We start from the raw sequence: 19,189 nt of genomic DNA, 5'->3' as shown, positions 1-19,189 counted from the left end.
ATGTAAAGAAATTTTCGAGAATCGTATGTGTTTCACTGTTTAGTTATCAAGGTTTGTTTTGTCTGTCTCTCAGACAGCTTGTTTATTTTATCTCATCTCTTTTTGTTTGTCAAGTACTTTTTTCAAGTTTTTTCAAACATTTTTGAGTTAAGATTTTGTTGTCGTTTTGTTGACGACTCGGATACTTTATCATATCTTCTGTCTTTTGTCAACTACTTTTTTATTTTTTCTGAAACATGATTTCTTTATCAGTTTCATAAAAACAATTTGTTCCCAACAACTCTGATAGAATAGCATCTTTTCTTTTCTCTGTCAACATGTTTTTTACATAATTTTACATTTTTTTCAAAAAACACGTTTTTGCGTAAAAAACCGCATTCTGCGAACTGAGCAATACCTGAATTTTGGTATCCTTCTGTGTGCAAAATGCGGTTTTATTTAACTTTGATAGAATATTCCTGTAAAAATACGAATAAAGATGTTTTTACCGTAGAGAAAATTCAACACTGTATCTTCCCGGATCAGACCCAGCCCCTTCTGACCGATTTCTGTATTGCACAAAACTGTCAGGACCAGCATTCCTACCCATACGAAAATAATACATTTTCCTCCTCCAATTGCTGCTCCTGCCAGTTTATTTACGCCACATATGACTGGAAGTTTTGTCAGAAGATCCAGGGCATAAGCCAGTACATGTATCAATATGGACGATAATATATACGATACCAGAAAGGACAGACAGTTCACTGCCACATTCGCCAGATAACCGGATATATATTCCGCAAATGTATTTGCCGCCAGCTGCTGATATACAGATGCTGTATTATTCTCAGCAATTCCTTTCTGAAGCAGTTCCGGCAGATTCATACTGCTTATCAGTTCATTCTGTCCTTCCTCATCCATGATTCCTCTTCCATCTACCAGAGAACTTACAAATGATTCACTGGATGTCTGGATTTTTTCATAAACGGCAGTATTTTCACGGATAAACTGATTCACATAAGGATTGATCAGCCATACCATTACAACTGAGATCAGCACAAGGAATGCGGATACCACTTCTTTCACAAAACCTTTTTGGTATCCATCCACCATAGAAAAGGCAAGTAGGACCAGAACAGCCAGTCCAAGCCATGTCCAGCTCATGTCCGCCTCCTTAACTGAATTTTATGGTACTTACTCCCGTATCCAGTACCATAAGATATTTGTTCCATCCGATCTTGAAAAAGTCCCGGATCGTGCCATCCACGCTTCCCATATATTTCTGCACCCCTCGACTGTTCATCACACAGATCTGAGAGCTGTTATACATAACAATATTACCGCCGCTCATTTTTATGGTAGTATATGGAACATTGAAATTTTTACGGAACTTCAGCTGACCACTCATGTTATAAACTTCCATTGTATACAGGTCGTCCTTATTGTTATTTTTAAATACCAGACCAATTCTGTCTTCATCGAAAAATGTGCTTACAATCTCCTGCTTCACATTGACAGTCTTGCTTTCTTTCGGGATCTGATTTCCCTGATAAGTAGAAAATCCGTCATCACGCAGAGCAATATACTGGCTCTCATTAATACATTCCACCTGTGGAATCACAACATTTTCGTAAGTATAGCCACTTACGATCCGGTCATCTTCATTCTGCCCTACATCTCCGTAATTATAAAAGGCCACATAACTGGTTGTTTTGCTTCCATCAACATACTGGAATGTAACCATCATTACACCATTATCCGATACCGCCACATCCAGCGGATATCCCGGATCATCAATCTTGGTAAGGTTTTCCGCTACCAGACTTCCATCCGGATTATAAAAATTAATCCAGGTATTCTCATCATTATCAAGAATCGCCGCAACCATTCCATTCGCCGCTATTCGTACCTTCACGATAGAATAAGAAGTAGTAACTGTTCCGGTAACACCTTTTTTGTCACAGATATACAGAGATGTTCCTTCACTGTCAGCGACTACTGCTCTGCTTCCATTTACATCTGCAATTGGATTCTGCATGGTATAAGTCTCGTTCCATACCGTGTTCATACTGGCATCTACCACCGAAACTCCATCCGGGCTGTATCTTAAAATATCCCCGTCCATTTCCACATACTGTGTAGAAACAACATCTTCCTGCTCACTTGTATTCAATACTTTATAGCTATGATAACTTCTCTTTTCCACAAAAACAAAAGCCAGGCAGACAGCCGCAGCAACTGCCGCAACCACGATCACCTTTTTTCCGCCTCGGGAAATTTTCCGACGATGAGAACTCTTCTTTCCGTGATGAGTCCCTTCCTGTACAGCCTGTTCCTGTGCTAGTTTGGCTTTTTGTTTCATAAGCTTTTTACGCTTTTGTTTTTTTTGTATTTTTTTTATGATATTCACGATTGTATTCCTTGCCTTATCTGTTTATTTTCCAGTTATTATAGCACAGCTTATCAGGGTAAAACAATCACCTGCCCCGGATAAATGATCTCATTGGCTGAAATTCCATTCAGTGCACAGATCTGTTCCATAGCCTCCACCGTCCCATAGCGGTTCAGGCTTATCTGATACAAAGTATCTCCCGGACGTATTACATATGTCTTCTGCACATTTTCGGCAGTTGCAGAAGTTTCTTCTGTTGATTTTTTTTCTGTTGAATCTGCCAGCGCATTCTTTTCTTCAGAGCTTTCATTTTTTTTCTGTTTTTTTGCCTGTTCTGTATCTGCTGATCCGGGTGGAATTTCTGTTACTGTTGTTTCCACAACATTATTTTCCGGACTGTCCGTTTCTTTCTTTTTAGGATCTGCGGCCGGGGTTACTGTGATTCTCTCCCTGCTTTCTGCTTTCACAGAAGGCGTCGGGGTTTGAGTCTCCCGGGCAGCTGTTCCTTCCGTTATCACCGGCGTTATCTGCACCACCGAAGCGGAAGTCGCACGATAATCTTCCGGAACTCCTTTTTTCCCCTGCTGATTCCGGTAAAGATTCACACCAGCTACCAGAACTGCCAGCGCCAGACACACTGTGGCCGCATAAGAAAAAACGGAAGTTTTCTCCTCCCGCTCCTCTGGTTTCTTGCTGTCTATGATCTTTCTAAAATTCCTGACAGCCTTGTCCTCTACTTTTTCAGATGCCTTCCCGCCTTCTCTCTGGCTTCGTTCGATCATATATGTCTGCATCTGAGAATTTTTCTCATAATAAATATAATATCCGGTCAGTTTTGCCATTGTGCCGCCATCATAACGGAAAAATGCATCTTCCCGTTCTCCCGGATCCATCAGCATCAGAATCTTTTCTCCCCCAAAATGTCTGAGATGTACTTTCACCAGGAGTTCTGTGACCTCTATTGCTATCTGCGGCTGTGCAAAAAACCATCCCACAATTTCCTGTTCCTGGAAGTATTGTTCCTTGTCATCCTGAATCTTCTGCCAGATTTTTTCCGAAAAATCAATATGTTCCGCCGTTGCCTCCATCCCATCTGCCGCCAGGGCACCCTTTACATAAATGCAGGTCATATCTGTCGTCCATTGGATTTCACCGGTAAGCACTGCCACATTCCCCTGGCTTTCTGTCTCTCCATCCTCTGCAAGACTGCAGAGAAATGTGTATACATAATCTTCTATATAGATCCTGTAATCTCCGTTTGCCAGCCCGATCTGTCTTACGTTCCTCGGCATGGAAAACGGTTCCTGTACTGTTCCCTGATCTTCCTTGTCCTCCTTATAAATGACCTCTATCATCTCATATCACCCCTTCAGCCCCAAGCATAACACAGTAAAAATGCGGATTTTAGCAGAATGTAAGAGCCTATCCACAGAATTTAACGACAGATTACGCACCATGCATATTTTTCCTTTTTTCAGGATATGATAGAGGGAAAAAAGAATCGAGGTTCCCCATGGCTTTTTACATTGATGCCGGAAAAAACGGTTCATCCGGAGAGATTGCTTATCTTCTGAAAAAATGTATTCTTCACTGTCCCAAAAGATGGACTGAAATCGTATTTTTATGTATCGGCAGTGATCGTGTTACCGGAGATTGTTTAGGCCCATATATCGGACACCTGCTTACGCCTCATGAAACCGGTCATATTTTTGTCTACGGTACACTTTCCAGCCCGGTTCATGCCTTAAACCTGGAAAAAATCTCATCACTTATCAAAAAGTTTCATCCCCATGCTCTTGTGATCGCCATAGATGCTTCTCTTGGACAAAAAAAGCACCTGGGCTATGTGACCATTGGAAATGGTGCACTTTACCCAGGTGCTGGTGTTCAGAAGAATCTGCCTCCTGTAGGTGACATCCATATCACCGGCATTGTAAATACTGCCGGACTCATGGAGCATCTTACCTTGCAGACTACACGGCTCTCTACCGTGGTCGCTCTGGCAGATGTGATTGCCGGAGGAATCCTGAAGATCCTCCCTGCAGAAGCAGACTTATCTGCATCAGATCCACACAGCGAACATTCGCATTCCGCTCTGCTGCATGCTCATGCATAAAATCATTCCATAATTTTATGCAAAGTCTTTGATCTGTGTGTAGATACCCTCTGCATCGAGACCGTATTTATGAAGAAGCTCTAATGCCGGACCGGACTCACCGAATACATCCTGGATTCCGATACGTTTAACCGGTACCGGTGCCTTCTCAGCCAGGCACTCGCATACAGCTCCGCCAAGACCGCCGATGATGGAATGCTCCTCAACAGTTACAACCTTGCCGGTTTCTTTGGCAGCTGCAACAACAAGGTCCTCATCCAGAGGCTTGATGGTATGGATATTGATCACTTTTGCATCGATTCCGTCTGCTGCAAGCTTCTCAGCTGCTTCAAGAGCCGGTGCAACGCAAAGTCCGTTTGCGATGATGGTAAGATCTTTTCCCTCGCGGAGAACGATGCCCTTACCAAGCTCAAATTTATAATCCGGTCTGTCATTGATAACCGGAACAGCAAGACGTCCGAATCTCATGTATACCGGTCCCTGATGCTCGTAAGCAGCAGCAACCATAGCTTTTGCTTCGATATCATCAGAAGGACTTGCAACGACCATGCCCGGAATCACTCTCATCAGGGCAAAATCCTCCAGGCACTGATGTGTAGCACCATCTTCACCTACAGAAATACCGCCGTGAGTTGCTCCGATCTTTACATTCAGCTTCGGATATCCGATGGAGTTACGAACCTGCTCATAAGCACGTCCTGCTGCAAACATTGCAAAAGTACTTGCAAAGGGAACCTTACCTGTGGAAGCGATTCCTGCTGCAATACCCATCATGTTGCACTCTGCGATACCGCAGTCAATGTGACGCTCCGGGAATTCTTTTTTAAACATACCTGTCTGTGTAGCTGCAGCAAGGTCAGCGTCAAGAACGATAAGATCCTCGTGTTTTTTTCCTAATTCTATGAGGGCACTGCCGTAGCTTGCTCTCGTTGCGATTTTCTTTACTTCTGACATAATGCTTCACCTACCTTCTCCAGATCTTCCATTGCCTGTGCATACTGCTCATCATTCGGAGCTTTTCCGTGCCAGCCTACTGCGTTCTCCATGTAGGAAACGCCTTTACCTTTTACTGTTTTCATGATGATAGCTGTCGGCATACCCTTTGTAGCTCTTGCCTCATCAAAAGCAGCCTTCAGCTGATCCATATCGTTGCCGTCCGCAACATTGATCACATGGAAATTGAAAGCTTCAAATTTCTTGTCGATCGGGTATGGGGAGCATACATCTGCAATATCACCATCGATCTGAAGTCCGTTATTGTCCACGATCACAACCAGGTTGTCCAGTTTGCGGAAGCCTGCGAACATAGCTGCCTCCCATACCTGTCCTTCCTCGATCTCGCCGTCTCCAAGCAGTGTGTATACACGATAGTCATCATTGCTGAGTTTGGCAGAAAGAGCCATACCTGCTGCAGCGGAGATTCCCTGTCCAAGAGAACCACTGGACATATCAACACCCGGGATATGTTTCATATCCGGATGTCCCTGAAGATAGGAGCCCAGATGACGAAGTGTTTTCAGATCCTCTTTTGGAAAGTATCCTCTCTCTGCAAGTACAGAGTAAAGTCCCGGTGCTGTATGTCCTTTGGAAAGAACGAAACGGTCACGGTCTGCCTTCTTCGGATCCTTCGGGTCGATGTTCATCTCTTCAAAATATAAGTAGGTGAACACATCTGCTGCAGAAAGGGATCCGCCCGGATGGCCGGCCTTTGCTGCATGGACTGCTGTTACGATATCCTTGCGGACTTCGTTGGCAACTTTCTGAAGTTCTAACTTATCCATGTTATTAATGTCTCCTTTTTTAGTGCCCTGTTGTTCACAGGGAGTTTGTATATAAAAGAGGTTTCAATTACTCACCGAATACTGCCTTGTAATCAGCCTGGAATTTGGCAATACCTGCATCGGTCAGCGGATGATGTGTCATCTGCTCGATTACTTTGAATGGTACAGTAGCGATATCTGCACCTGCAAGTGCACATGCAGTTACGTGCATTGGATGACGAACGCTTGCCGCGATGATCTCTGTCGGGATATCTGCAACTGCAAACATCTCAGCGATCTGCTGGATCAGCTCAACACCATCTGTGGAGATGTCGTCCAGTCTTCCAAGGAACGGAGATACATATGTAGCACCTGCTCTTGCTGCAAGAAGTGCCTGGTTAGCGGAAAAGATCAGAGTAACATTTGTCTTGATTCCCTCAGAAGAAAGAACTTTAACTGCTTTCAGTCCTTCTGTTGTCATAGGAATTTTAACAACCATATTTGGATGGATGGCTGCGATCTCACGTCCCTCACGGATCATTCCCTCAGCATCTGTTGTGGTAGCTTTAACCTCACCGCTGATCGGTCCGTCAACGATCGTTGTGATCTCTTTGATCACCTCGTTGAAGTCTCTTCCTTCTTTGGCGATCAGAGACGGGTTTGTTGTAACTCCACAGATAACTCCCATGTCATTTGCTTCTCTGATATCCTCTACTTTAGCTGTGTCGATAAAAAATTTCATTGTTTTTTCCTCCTGTTTACGTTCGTTCTTTTTCTTGATGATTCCATTATAACAAACTCATTGCGGGGGTCAAGACACCTGTTTTTTATTAATAAACATTTTATTAATAAAATAACATTTTATTAATAGTGCCTGTCAATTTTTTCACTCAAAACAGCTTCTTTCCATTTTCCTCAATTCGAATATCGCCGTAATTGTCGTAGCTAACAAGGTTTCTATTCAAATGTGTCACGGAAACTCTCTCTATATATTATTATTAATAATTTATGCGCCATTATTTATTTTTCTGTTCATCAGGCTGGTTTCTATCCAGTCTTGCATACCCCGTTGTCCGGCGCGTGATCAGTTTCGGGGTATATTCGATATTATACAGGCTGGCAGGTCTTTCATCCAGGTAAAATTTATCATTCGTGTCGATCTTGCGGATAATGATGTCACAGGCATCTCTTCCTTTCAGCGCAACAAAATGATCAATGGTCGTCAGTGAGATCCTGCGGATGCTGGAATAAAAAATATTATCACATCCGATGACTGAAACATCCTTCGGTACATGGAGGCGCATCTCATGCAGTGCATCAATGGCGCCTATGGCCATCATGTCATTCTGGCCTGCGATAGCCGTGAATTTTCTGCCCTCATGGAGGAGCTCCATAGTCAGCTCGTAGCCCATGGCATACTCGGAATCCATCCGCGGGATCTTTCTGTCATTGGACTCATCTGCCGCCTTGATGATCACGTGGTCTTTTTTTCCCTCTTTTTCAAACTCGCGGACAAAGCCCTCCACTCGCTTGGAACGCTGCCACTGACGTCTCGTAAGAGGCGGCGTGATAAACGCCACATCCGTATGTCCCAGATCGAGAAGATGTCTGGCCATCAGCCTTCCTACCACGGTATTATCCTGATTGATGGCATCTACTGTAGTAGTCTTTTCCTTGTTGCTGATGATGACAAGGGGTGTTTCTTTTGCGATCTTTTCTACCTGATGCTGAAAATCCGGATGGGGATTGCAGGTATAAATGATTCCTGCCGGCCGCATGGTCTGCATCATGCGGAGATATTTTTCTTCCAGACCCGCATCTCGCTGGGTGTTGCAGATAAATACCCCGTATCCCTGCTCATTGGCTACAGCCTCGATTCCCTGAAGCAACAGTACATAATAGGGACTGGTGAGTGTGGGGCAGAAAACAACGATCAGCTTTTCTTTTCTGTCATCTTTATGTTTCCGGCGTCCCGGAAGCTCATAGCCAAGTTCTCTGGCCGCCTGTTCCACCCGTTCTACGGTTTCTCTCGAAAAAGAAACATTGTATTTCCGGTTCAGCACCATGGATACGGTTGCCTGGGAAACCCCGGCACGTGCTGCCACATCCGACGAAGTTGCTTTCTTTTTTGCCACCAGGCTCACCTCCGCTTAAAGTTCAACTCGCCCTTCCAGTGCGCGAAGAAGCGTCACTTCATCAATATACTCCAGGTCACCGCCTACCGGAACTCCGCTGGCAATACGGCTTACTTTGATCCCGGTCGGTTTTATCAGTTTACTGATGTACATGGCTGTAGTTTCTCCCTCAAGGCTGGAATTGGTTGCCACAATGACTTCCTTTACATCTCCCTGAAGGCGCTTCATCAGTTCCTTCAGCTTGATATCATCCGGTCCGATTCCAAGCATTGGAGAGATCGCACCGTGAAGCACATGATATACACCATCAAATTTGCCTGTTTTCTCATATGCTGCCAGATCCCTGGTATTTTCAACGACCATGATGGTGCTGTGGTCCCGTTTGGGATTGGCACAGATCGGGCAGAGTTCCTGATCTGTCAGCGTGTAACAGCATTTACAGTACTGAACATTCTGCCTTGCATCGGTGATGGAAGCGGTCAGCTGCTCCACCTGATCTTTTGGCATATTCATAATATGAAACGCAAGTCGCTGGGCAGATTTGGCTCCGATCCCCGGAAGATGGGAAAGCTGCTCAATGAGTTTATTGATATGGCTGCTGTAATATTCCATCAGAAAGGAAGGCCTCCGCCAAGACCGCCAAGGCCTCCTGTCAGTTTGGACATTACTGCTGCTGACTCGGACTCAACCTGACGGAGTGCCTCATTTGTTGCTGCTGCGATCATGTCCTCAAGCATCTCGATATCATCCGGATCTACCGCTTCCTCGGAAAGTGTGACTTTTGTTATTTCGCGTTTACCGGAAACGGTAACGGAAACAGCTCCGCCACCTACTGTTGCTGTAAACTCTTTTTCCTCAAGAGCCTTCTGGTTCTCTTCCATCTGACGCTGCATTTTCTGCGCCTGTTTCATAAGATTGTTCATGTTTCCCGGCATACCCATGCCAGGGAATCCACCTCTTTTTGCCATAATATTTTCCTCCTGCTTTTATTTTACGGATTTATGACTCATCATCCGGGTCTTCTTCCACTACGATATCCATGTGGATGTTCTCCCGGAGTGCATCGTCTACTGTGATCTGCGCGAGATTGGTGTGCTGATGTTTGTTGGCTACCAGCATATGTATCTCCACGCTCTTGCCTGTCCGGGCCGCGATAATGTCCTTAAGTTCTTTCTGCGCCTCCGGATTGTCTACATAATTCATTCCCAGGAAATCCTGGAATTCCACATAAAGGATGGGATCTCCTGTTTCCCCGTTATACTTGGGGACCGCCCGCTGCAGGGACTGTTTGAAAAGCCCTGTCGTCTGCCCCACAATGGCGCGCCATCCTGCCACGATCTTCTGAAGATCTTCAGGTGCTGCTTTCTGCGGCTTAGGCTGCTGTACCGGCGATGCGCCTGACGCTGCCGCACTTGGATCCACGGTTGCACCGGCATCACCTTCCCGGACGATCACCTGCTGTACCGGCCGTTCTTCCATCTGTTTTTCCAGAACACGGAGCCGGTCAAGAACTGAGTCCAGATTGGTCTCCATGGCCGGTCTGCAAAGCTTGATCAGCGCGATCTCCACCAAAACACGTTTCTGGCTTGCAAAACGGATCTGATTGGACAGATCGGAAAAAATACGGATATACCGCATCAGGGTTTCCACATCTGTCATCTCGCTTTCTTCCTTCAGAAGCTTCAGATTCTCGGAAGAAACATCAATTGCCTCCTCCGGATTCTCGGAAGTCTTCACAAGGAGAAGATTTCGCATATACCAGGTAAAATCGGATACAAACTGTCCCAGTTCCCGGCCTCCTGTGATCAGGTCTTCCAGCACATGGATGGAACCGGTCACATCACCGGAAAGCACTTTCCGAAGGAGCTTGCTGAATACCTCTGTATCCACGGCTCCCAGAACGTCCAGGACCTTATCGTAGGTAAGTACCTGTCCCAGATAAAAAGAAATACACTGATCCAGAAGACTTAATGCATCTCGCATGGATCCGTCGCCTTTTTTTGCCACATAGCGCACCGCTTTTTCCTCAGCTTCCACTCCTTCTGCAGCCAGAAGCTCCGAAAGCCTGGCAGCTATGGTATCAATGGAGATCCTGTGGAAATCGTAACGCTGGCATCTGGACAGGATAGTGATCGGTATCTTATGGGCCTCCGTGGTCGCCAGGATAAAAATAACATAGGAAGGCGGCTCTTCCAGTGTTTTCAGAAGAGCGTTGAATGCTCCTGTTGAGAGCATATGCACCTCATCGATGATGTAAACCTTATATTTGCCCTCTGTTGGACGGTAGGCTACTTCCTCGCGGATCTCACGGATGTTGTCAACACCGTTGTTGGATGCTGCATCGATCTCGATCACATTCATGGCGGTTCCTGCCTGAATGGCTTTGCACATGGCACATTCGTTGCAGGGACTGCCGTTTACAGGATGTTCGCAGTTTACTGCCTTCGCCAGGATCTTTGCAACCGTAGTCTTTCCGGTACCTCTCGTTCCGCAGAACAGGTATGCGTGTCCGATACGGTTCGCCTTGATCTGGTTGGTCAGTGTTGTCACAATATGATCCTGTCCTTTTACATCGTCAAAATTATCGGGACGAAATTTACGGTAAAGAGCAGTATAACTCATAAAACTCTCCTTCTCTTCGCCACAGTCGCCGCGGAAAGACTTCCGCGGCGGCCAGATGACTTATGATTCATTAATCGCCAAAACTGATTCCAATCTGTTTGGCTGCTTTTACAAGCTGATCTTTCGGGGATACCATCTTCAGCTTGCCTGCACATTCAGCAAGAGGAACACGTTTGATTTTGCCATTGATAACACCGATCATAACGCCATATTCCTCATCCATGATCGCCTGTGCTGCGCCTGCACCGATCCTTGTGGAAAGAACGCGGTCATATGCACATGGCTCTCCGCCTCGCTGCATATGACCCGGAACTGTGATACGTACTTCACTTCCGGTTACCTGCTGGATCTGGTCTGCGATCTCATAGGATACAGACGGATATTTCTTTGCTCTTTCCGCAAGTTTCTCTTTGTATTTTTTCTTCGGAAGCTCTGCGTCTTCTTTCGAGATCGCTCCCTCAGCTACTGCAAGAATGGTGAAACGCTTGCCTGCCTTGTTACGTTTCTGGATGGCTTCCGCCACCTTGTTGATGTCATACGGGATCTCAGGGATCAGAATTACATCTGCTCCACCTGCAACACCAGCATTCAGCGTCAGGCTTCCAACCTTATGCCCCATGATCTCAACAATAAATACGCGTCCGTGGGATGCAGCTGTTGTATGGATGCAGTCAATAGCATTGGTTGCAATTTCCAGAGCACTCTGGAAGCCAAAGGTCATGTCTGTACCCCAGATATCATTGTCAATGGTCTTCGGAAGATGGATGATATTCAGACCTTCCTCACGGAGAAGATTGGCTGTTTTCTGTGTTCCGTTTCCGCCAAGAATCACAAGACAGTCAAGACAGAGTTTATAGTAAGTCTGCTTCATTGCCTCAACCTTGTCCAGTCCCTTCTCATCCGGAACCCGCATCAGCTTAAACGGCTGTCTGGATGTTCCGAGAATGGTTCCACCCTGAGTCAGGATTCCGGAAAAATCCTTGGCTGTGAGCATACGGTATTTTCCGTAGATCAGTCCCTTATATCCGTCATCAAATCCATAAACCTCAAGGTTCTCAACGCTGTTGCTCAGTCCCTTTACAACGCCTCTCATGGTTGCGTTCAATGCCTGACAGTCACCGCCACTTGTCAGCAGGCCGATTCTTTTAATCATAGCGTCCTCCATTCTGTGCCCTCTTATGTGCACATTTTATTTGTTGCTGTCCATTACAGGAATCCGGCATTCTGACGGATCTTTTCCTGCAAAACAGCTCCATTGTTTTCTCTTTTCACAGAGTTTTACACATTATAATATTATAAAGCATTTTCCGGCTGTATACAACATGAAATGCTCCTTTTTCATCCGGCAGAAAATTTTTCGTGCATCTTGACAAATCCGTCATAAGAGTCTATAATTAAATTCCGCGCAGCCGGGGAGATAGCGGTGCCCTGTACCTGCAATCCGCTACAGCAGGGGTGATGCCAATCTGAGGCTTGTATCTTGTGGAGCAGCCCTTTATAAGTGGCGTTGACGTCTGGGTCTTACGCAACAGGAATCTGTGAACCGTGTCAGGGTAGGAATGCAGCAGCACTAAGCAGAAGCTCTTGTGTGCCGTGAGGGTGCCTGGGCTGAGTTAACTGTAAAGGTAACGTCTGTGAGACCATTCCGAGGTGCGGCGCGCGTAAAAAAAGATTATAATATATGATCTCTATATAAACAGCATTCCCGCCGGGTTCGTCATTTATGACTGATCCGGCGGGATTTTTTTATCGGGCATACAAACAAAAAGCGCCCTCAGCTTCCACTTGCTTTATCTGCAAAAAAACGCCGGGGATCTGAACAGAATACCCCGGCATTTTCCTACATACGTATATTATTTACAATATCCGGCAACTACCTGGTTGATCAGTTTACCATCGGCTTTGCCCTTCAGATCTCCCATAACCGCTTTCATGATCTGACCTTTATTTCCGGTTGCAAGAACATCTGCAAATTTCTCCTCGATATAGGCCTTGATCTCTGCCTCATCCATCTGCTTCGGAGCATATTTTGCAATGATATCATATCTTGCCTGATACTCTTCTTTCAGATCTGTGCGATCTGCCGGGCAGGTGTCGATCTGCTCTTTGGCTGTTTTCAGCTCTTTCAGGATCACTCTGTCTACCAGATCTCCTTTGATATCATCACGGCATCCCTCATCAATGGCAACTTTTTTTACTGCTGCGATCAGTGAGGAAACGGCCTCCTTGGTCACTTTGTCTTTGGCTTTCATTGCTGCTACCATGTCTTTTCTTAAAACTTCAAGTTCCATTTTGTGGTCCTCCATTTTCTGCTGTTCCATTCTGAACAGCTTTCGTTTTGTCTGAATGAAATCCTTTTCTCCGGAATTTCATTTATGATTTTATTTTGATATTTCCGCGTAATTCTGTCAAGAGAAAATATATCAGAACTTTTGACAGACTCCTATTCTGTTACGTATCTTCTTCCTGTACTTGCTGCCCGGCAAGGCGCTCTGCTTCCTGTTTTTTCAGCATTTTCGCCTGTTTTTTCTTTTCCCGCAATTCCTTAAAAAATGTGGAAAGCATTTCGGAGCATTCCTCTTCCAGCACTCCTTGTGTAATTTTCACCTGATGATTAAAGCCATCGATCTGAAGGAGATTCATCACGGAACCTGCACAACCCGCTTTGGGATTCATACAGCCAATCACCACTTCGTCAATTCTGGACTGTACCAGTGCACCTGAACACATCTGGCATGGTTCCAGAGTTACATACATGGTGCAGCCCTCAAGTCGCCAGTCTCCCAGTTTCCTGCTGGCTTTTCGGATAGCATTGAGTTCTGCATGGGATAATGTATTTTTGTCTGTATTGCGGCGGTTGTAGCCTCTGGCTATGATCTTTCCTTCGTATACGATCACACAGCCGATCGGGACTTCTTCCAGGGCACGTGCTTTTTTCGCCTGGCGGATCGCCTCTTTCATAAAACGTTCCTGATCTGTCACGTTTTTATTCCTCCTGTAACTTTATATCCCGGAAATCCTCCGGCGTTCTTTCTGTTTGATTATAGCCATCCACGTATGATGTGTCAATTTACGGTAAATCCGATGCACGCTTACTCTTGATAATATTAAAAAAACGCCACAGAAATTTCTCAAAACATACTCATTTCTGCAGCGTTTTCTTATCTGTTATTATTATTTACTTCTTCAAAAATCGCTTTTATTTCTTCGGCTGTTTCCTGCAGTTTCTGTGCCCGATGTCCCAAAATACGGACAGCAAGATCTCCCTGTACCAGCTGCGTTACACCGCCTTCGCATTCTTTTTCACTTTCCAGAACTTCCCATATCTTTTCCTGCATGTCCATGACCGGGCCGCTTAGAAAAATATTGGCCATGTGGGTATATCCTTCATACATTCCAATCCCTTCCATGTCCATTTTATCGGGCTCATAACGGGTATTATCCCGGTATATCAGCTGCCCTCCCCGTCTGATATTTACCCTGGAGGCAAATTTCCGATACTGAAACCGTTCATCGGATGCTTTTCTTCCGCAGGAAATGATCTCCAGCAGAAACAACCCGGAGCTTTTATCAGCCAGATCAAATTCCATCGTACTTTCAAAAGCCGACTGTGCATAGGGGATCACCGGCTGCGGATAATAGTAAAAAACTGCATTCTTTTCCACTTGTGCCTTCACGTGGCGAACAGCTTTCCCTTCCTTCATTTTGTGGACTTTATCAAAAGACTGTGACAGAAACTCCAGATTGGTTCCTTCTGTCACAGAGAAATCAAATTCCTGCCTGTCTCCTTCCATGATCCCGGCTGATGCACACAAAGGCATCACGGAAATTCCCCCATCTTTCTTTGGAAAAGGATTCATAATCTTGTAAGGCGCTGTAAAAGCCACGTCTTCCAGAATCGTTTTTCCTTTTCTGATACCGGTTCGAAGGGACAGTCTGGACAGTTTCCCAAATTTATTTTCCGTCAAAGGTTGTTCCGCCTTTCCTGCAGATCTTCCAGAAGCACATTCTTTTTGATCCATTCTACAATAGTATCCACATGTTCATCCCCTCGGATATTTGTAAAAACAAAGGGTCTTTCCCCTCGCATTTTTCTGGAATCCCGTTCCATAACTTCCAGACTCGCACCTACATACGGTGCAAGATCGATCTTATTGATCACCAGCAGATCTGACCTTGTGATGCCAGGACCGCCTTTTCGCGGGATCTTATCTCCCTCAGCCACATCAATAACAAAAACAGTTGCATCTACAAGCTCCGGGCTGAATGTTGCGGAAAGATTATCTCCACCACTTTCAATAAAAAGGATCTGGATATCCGGAAAACGCTCCATCATCTCATCCACAGCTTCAAGGTTCATAGAAGCATCCTCGCGGATAGCGGTATGCGGGCATCCACCGGTCTCCACACCAATGATCCTCTCTACCGGAAGCACACTGTTTTTTGCAAGGAACTGTGCATCTTCCTTGGTATAAATATCATTTGTGATAACACCAATGCTGTAATCACCTGCCATCTTTCTTGATAGAGCTTCGATCAGCGCTGTTTTTCCGGAACCTACCGGTCCGGCGACACCAATTTTTACATATGACATAAAAATTACTCCTCTCTGTTTACGACATATAAAGTCTGGAATAAAGCTTCTCATGCTGGATTCCCCGGATATCAAATCCCGGCGCCGACAGACAAAGGTCATCCTCCGTACAGTCCGAAATATAGGACAGTATTTCCTCAAACTCCCCATAACATCCACAAAGAAGTTTCTGTCCCGCACTCTGGCTCAGCGGAATGGTTTTTACACAGTTTGTCACCATTGCAGAGGTCTGGGCATAGAGATAATGATAAAGTGTTTCCTCCTCTTCGATCCCGAGAGCTGCGCAGAAAACTCCATAAGCACAGCAGTGACTCACCGGTTTTCCTTTCCGCGTTTCCAGATATTTTTCAAAAATACCTCGTTTTTCCATAGGAATATTTTCCTGAGGCAGTTTACAGATTGTCTTTGTAAAACGGGAACCCATTTTTCTGGACGCTTCTCTCTGTTCCATTGGAATCCTGGATGCCCCCAGGATCTCCTCCAGCATATCCAGTGCCGCCACATCTTCTTTCAATGCATATTCGTAAGCCAGACGTACACCAAGAAGATCGGTGCAGGCCAGGTTCAGTTTCAGTTTTTTACCGATATATTCTGCCGCTGTTTCTTCATCATGTACAATCCCCTGCTGGATATACGTTTCCAGCCCCTGCGAATGGGAATAACCTCCTATGGGAAAAAGAGCGTCGTTTACCTGCAGCAGAAAAAAACGGCGGATTTCTTTTATTTTATCCATATTCCTTCCTCAGTGATGATGATTATGGATGGATGCTGAGATCCTGCGGTCAAAATCCAGTTTCAGAGTCTTTTTCTCAGCTCTCACCCCGTGGAGTTTTTCCAGCATGACCATCATCGGCTCGTTGTAGATGGTAATAAATGTATTTTCCTGATCTCCCCAGAAAAGCGGTGCATGGCGGTTTCCGATCTCATAGCAGACTTTTGCCACATATTTTTCGTGTCCTGGCTCCAGAGATACCTCGATCACTTCACAGGGTGGTGTATTTACCGCGATCACCGGTTTTTCATCTGCGTAGATCACATCGTCCTGAAAAAGTCCTCTTGTGAGTACAGAATCATCCAGGCGGATCCCTACTTCCCGACCACTGTCTGTGGTTTTTCTGTGGATCTTTTTGAATGCTTCATGCCACTCAATATCCACATATTCCACCGTTTTTCCAGTAAGATCAAAATCCTTTAATTTTCCCAGAATTTTTTCACAAAGCATAAATTTTCTCCTCTATTCTTACCATACTCCAAAGAGCAGCATCACTCCTGGCACCCAGGCTGTGATTACGCCTTCGATCACCTGGAGCACCGGAACAAATTTTCCCAGTTTTTTGCCCATGATGTCTTCCACAAAGGCAGTTCCCCAGAGGATTGCCCAGAGATACCAGATTCCCGCCCAGCGGATATCCGGTGTGATCCCCAGCGTTTTACTTCCCAGAAATCCCTCAATGGTTCCAAATACCACCGCATTAATGGCTACAAATGTTGAAAACCACGCGAATGGTATCGGACTCAGTTTTAAGATCCTGGAAAAAGCTACAAACAGGTAGGTAAAGCAGAACAGAAGTCCTGTTCCTGCAGCATAATAATTTCCCTGTACCAGGTTTACAAAATTGATAAACAGTGACAGTCCACCGGTAAAGATATTCATAACTGCCGTGGATTTTCCGTCTACGTTATATAAGGTACACATTCCGTTATTGATCAGAACGATTCCTACGAATAAAAGGCATACTCCTAACATCTGTTTTTCCTCCTTATGGTAAAGTCAGTCCGCCCGAAAGGCAGTCCCGAAGCATTCTTATAAACACCACGGGACTGCTTCCCGGACAAAAGATCATTGCTGTGTCGTTTTAGAACAGATTGTAGAGCTGTGTAAGCGGAAGTTTTTCCGCAGGTTTGGATGTAATGGCTTCTCCATCTACCGTTACCTCATAAGTTTCCGGATCTACCGTGATCTTTGGTGTACGGTTATTGAACACCATATCCTTTTTGGCAATATTTCTGCATCCCTTTACAGGAACCACAGTTTTTTCCAGACCATAAATATCTTTAATTCCGGCATCATATGCAGCCTGGGAAACAAAGGTAAGGCAGGCTTCATTTTTTGCTTTTCCATGAGCTGCGAACATCGGCTGATACATTACCGGCTGGGTAGTCGGGATGGATGCGTTGGCATCGCCCATCTTGGAAGCGATGATCATTCCGCCTTTGATGATGATATCCGGTTTTGCACCAAAAAATGCCGGATTCCACAGAACAAGATCTGCGAATTTTCCTTTTTCAACAGAACCTACATAATCTGCGATTCCATGTGTGATCGCCGGATTGATAGTATATTTTGCAATGTAACGTTTCACACGGAAGTTGTCATTTCCTTTTCCCTCATCTTCCGGAAGAGCCCCGCGCTCATCTTTCATTTTGCTGGCTGTCTGCCAGGTACGTGTGATGACTTCTCCTACACGTCCCATAGCCTGAGAGTCTGAACTCATCATGCTGAAAATTCCCATGTCATGAAGAACATCCTCTGCCGCGATGGTCTCAGGGCGGATTCGGGAATCTGCAAATGCCACATCTTCCGGGATCTTTTTGTCCAGGTGATGGCAGACCATCAGCATGTCCAGATGCTCATCCAGGGTATTTACCGTATATGGCATGGTTGGGTTTGTGGAGGATGGCAGAACATTTCCTGCCGCTGCAGCGCGGATGATATCCGGTGCATGTCCACCGCCGGCTCCTTCTGTATGATAAGTATGGATCGTTCTTCCGCCGATTGCTGCAAGAGTATCCTCCACACAACCACCCTCATTTAAAGTATCTGTATGGATCGCAACCTGCACGTCATATTCATCCGCAACATTGAGACAATGATCGATAACTGCAGGTGTTGCACCCCAGTCCTCATGGATCTTCAGTCCCATGGCGCCAGCTTTTACCTGTTCGATCAGCGGAGCCTCATCCGAGCAGTTTCCTTTTCCGAGGAATCCAAGGTTCATCGGATATTCTTCTGCTGCTTTCAGCATCATCCGGAGATTCCACGGTCCGGGTGTACAGGTAGTCGCATTTGTTCCGTCTGCAGGGCCTGTTCCTCCTCCGATCATGGTTGTAACACCACTGTACAGTGCACAGTCGATCTGCTGCGGACTGATAAAATGGATATGGGTATCAATACCACCTGCTGTGACGATCATTCCTTCTCCTGCCAGCGCCTCTGTGGATGCACCAACGGTCATTCCAGGTGTCACCCCGTCCATGATATCCGGGTTTCCTGCTTTTCCGATCCCTGCGATCTTTCCGTCTTTGATTCCGATATCTGCCTTGATGATCCCAGTGGTATCCACGATCAGGGCGTTGGTGATCACCAGATCCAGATCTCCATCACGGCTGCATGTTTTTACTGACTGGCCCATTCCGTCACGGATGGTTTTACCGCCGCCGAATTTTACCTCATCGCCATATGTGGTGTAATCTTTTTCAACTTCCACTACAAGGCTGGTATCCGCAAGTCTTACCTTGTCACCAGTTGTAGGGCCGTACATCATTGCATATTTTTCACCGGAAATTTTTACGCTCATTTGTGTCCCT

General features: G+C 45.6%; 20 protein-coding genes and 1 other RNA gene. 2 read left to right on the top strand and 19 right to left on the bottom strand.

All coding sequences use genetic code 11. From position 1 onward, the window contains the following. Positions 1 to 438 precede the first annotated feature (438 nt). The 3 genes from G5B12_RS03930 to G5B12_RS03920 all read right to left on the bottom strand — a co-directional run bounded on the left by G5B12_RS03930 (position 439) and on the right by G5B12_RS03920 (position 3,729). Positions 439 to 1,146 (bottom strand): CvpA family protein, encoded by a 708-nt coding sequence (locus G5B12_RS03930; protein ID WP_021977965.1) that lies wholly within the window; start codon positions 1,144 to 1,146, stop codon positions 439 to 441. A gap of 10 nt (positions 1,147 to 1,156) precedes the next feature. Then, entirely contained in the window at positions 1,157 to 2,344 is a 1,188-nt protein-coding gene (locus G5B12_RS03925; protein WP_118062410.1) for a DUF5711 family protein, read from the bottom strand. Between the two features lie 101 nt (positions 2,345 to 2,445). Next, entirely contained in the window at positions 2,446 to 3,729 is a 1,284-nt protein-coding gene (locus G5B12_RS03920) for a LysM peptidoglycan-binding domain-containing protein (RefSeq protein WP_174087771.1), read from the bottom strand. A gap of 158 nt (positions 3,730 to 3,887) precedes the next feature. On the opposite strand from G5B12_RS03920, the gene yyaC reads away from it, so the two are divergent. Further along, a complete protein-coding gene (gene yyaC, locus G5B12_RS03915) occupies positions 3,888 to 4,490 on the top strand; it encodes a spore protease YyaC (RefSeq protein WP_021977968.1) in 603 nt (200 codons plus the stop codon). Positions 4,491 to 4,505: 15 nt separating this feature from the next. On the opposite strand, the gene G5B12_RS03910 is transcribed toward yyaC, so the two are convergent. From G5B12_RS03910 to G5B12_RS03875, 8 genes are all read right to left on the bottom strand, one after another. Then, a complete protein-coding gene (locus G5B12_RS03910; RefSeq protein WP_174087770.1) occupies positions 4,506 to 5,444 on the bottom strand; it encodes a transketolase family protein in 939 nt (312 codons plus the stop codon). After that, a complete protein-coding gene (locus tag G5B12_RS03905; RefSeq protein ID WP_294420488.1) occupies positions 5,432 to 6,280 on the bottom strand; it encodes a transketolase in 849 nt (282 codons plus the stop codon). Before G5B12_RS03905 ends, G5B12_RS03910 begins: the two co-directional genes overlap by 13 nt. A gap of 58 nt (positions 6,281 to 6,338) precedes the next feature. After that, a complete protein-coding gene (fsa, locus tag G5B12_RS03900; protein WP_015525668.1) occupies positions 6,339 to 6,992 on the bottom strand; it encodes a fructose-6-phosphate aldolase in 654 nt (217 codons plus the stop codon). Positions 6,993 to 7,266: 274 nt separating this feature from the next. Beyond that, on the bottom strand, positions 7,267 to 8,385 hold the full coding sequence (locus tag G5B12_RS03895) for a LacI family DNA-binding transcriptional regulator (protein ID WP_118062386.1): 1,119 nt from the start codon (positions 8,383 to 8,385) through the stop codon (positions 7,267 to 7,269). 15 nt (positions 8,386 to 8,400) lie between these two features. Further along, the gene (gene recR, locus G5B12_RS03890; protein WP_015525667.1) at positions 8,401 to 8,997 is read right to left on the bottom strand and encodes a recombination mediator RecR; all 597 of its coding nucleotides are present in this window, start codon (positions 8,995 to 8,997) and stop codon (positions 8,401 to 8,403) included. After that, positions 8,997 to 9,353 carry a YbaB/EbfC family nucleoid-associated protein gene (locus tag G5B12_RS03885; protein WP_015525666.1) on the bottom strand — a complete coding sequence of 119 codons (357 nt, stop codon included), beginning with the start codon at positions 9,351 to 9,353 and terminating at the stop codon, positions 8,997 to 8,999. The genes recR and G5B12_RS03885 overlap by 1 nt, the downstream gene beginning before the upstream one ends. Before the next feature lie 31 nt (positions 9,354 to 9,384). Then, positions 9,385 to 11,007: a DNA polymerase III subunit gamma/tau gene (gene dnaX, locus G5B12_RS03880; protein ID WP_174087769.1), complete on the bottom strand. Its 1,623-nt coding sequence runs from the start codon at positions 11,005 to 11,007 to the stop codon at positions 9,385 to 9,387. A gap of 70 nt (positions 11,008 to 11,077) precedes the next feature. Further along, on the bottom strand, positions 11,078 to 12,160 hold the full coding sequence (locus G5B12_RS03875; protein WP_118062409.1) for a 6-phosphofructokinase: 1,083 nt from the start codon (positions 12,158 to 12,160) through the stop codon (positions 11,078 to 11,080). 248 nt (positions 12,161 to 12,408) lie between these two features. Between G5B12_RS03875 and ffs the strand changes: the two genes are divergently transcribed. Continuing rightward, positions 12,409 to 12,670, top strand: an RNA gene (gene ffs, locus G5B12_RS03870) — signal recognition particle sRNA large type. 190 nt (positions 12,671 to 12,860) lie between these two features. Here ffs and G5B12_RS03865 read toward each other — a convergent pair. The 8 genes from G5B12_RS03865 to ureB form a co-directional block, all read right to left on the bottom strand. Further along, the gene (locus tag G5B12_RS03865; protein ID WP_021977973.1) at positions 12,861 to 13,298 is read right to left on the bottom strand and encodes a GatB/YqeY domain-containing protein; all 438 of its coding nucleotides are present in this window, start codon (positions 13,296 to 13,298) and stop codon (positions 12,861 to 12,863) included. A gap of 160 nt (positions 13,299 to 13,458) precedes the next feature. Next, positions 13,459 to 13,989, bottom strand: coding sequence for a tRNA adenosine(34) deaminase TadA (gene tadA / locus G5B12_RS03860; RefSeq protein ID WP_021977974.1), 531 nt, complete (start codon positions 13,987 to 13,989; stop codon positions 13,459 to 13,461). Between the two features lie 179 nt (positions 13,990 to 14,168). Then, positions 14,169 to 14,975 (bottom strand): urease accessory protein UreD, encoded by an 807-nt coding sequence (locus G5B12_RS03855; protein ID WP_021977975.1) that lies wholly within the window; start codon positions 14,973 to 14,975, stop codon positions 14,169 to 14,171. Then, a complete protein-coding gene (gene ureG, locus G5B12_RS03850) occupies positions 14,972 to 15,601 on the bottom strand; it encodes an urease accessory protein UreG (protein ID WP_021977976.1) in 630 nt (209 codons plus the stop codon). Before ureG ends, G5B12_RS03855 begins: the two co-directional genes overlap by 4 nt. A 19-nt stretch (positions 15,602 to 15,620) precedes the next feature. Continuing rightward, positions 15,621 to 16,334 carry an urease accessory protein UreF gene (locus G5B12_RS03845; protein ID WP_118062382.1) on the bottom strand — a complete coding sequence of 238 codons (714 nt, stop codon included), beginning with the start codon at positions 16,332 to 16,334 and terminating at the stop codon, positions 15,621 to 15,623. A 9-nt stretch (positions 16,335 to 16,343) separates the two neighbouring features. After that, positions 16,344 to 16,823 (bottom strand): urease accessory protein UreE, encoded by a 480-nt coding sequence (locus tag G5B12_RS03840; protein ID WP_174087768.1) that lies wholly within the window; start codon positions 16,821 to 16,823, stop codon positions 16,344 to 16,346. A gap of 18 nt (positions 16,824 to 16,841) precedes the next feature. Continuing rightward, a complete protein-coding gene (locus G5B12_RS03835) occupies positions 16,842 to 17,348 on the bottom strand; it encodes an AmiS/UreI family transporter (protein ID WP_021977979.1) in 507 nt (168 codons plus the stop codon). A gap of 109 nt (positions 17,349 to 17,457) precedes the next feature. After that, entirely contained in the window at positions 17,458 to 19,179 is a 1,722-nt protein-coding gene (ureB, locus tag G5B12_RS03830; protein WP_021977980.1) for an urease subunit beta, read from the bottom strand. Positions 19,180 to 19,189: the final 10 nt, after the last annotated feature.

Source organism: Blautia sp. MSK.20.85 (assembly GCF_013317245.1).
GTDB lineage: Bacteria > Bacillota > Clostridia > Lachnospirales > Lachnospiraceae > Blautia_A.
This window is presented reverse-complemented; position numbering and strand designations above follow the sequence as displayed.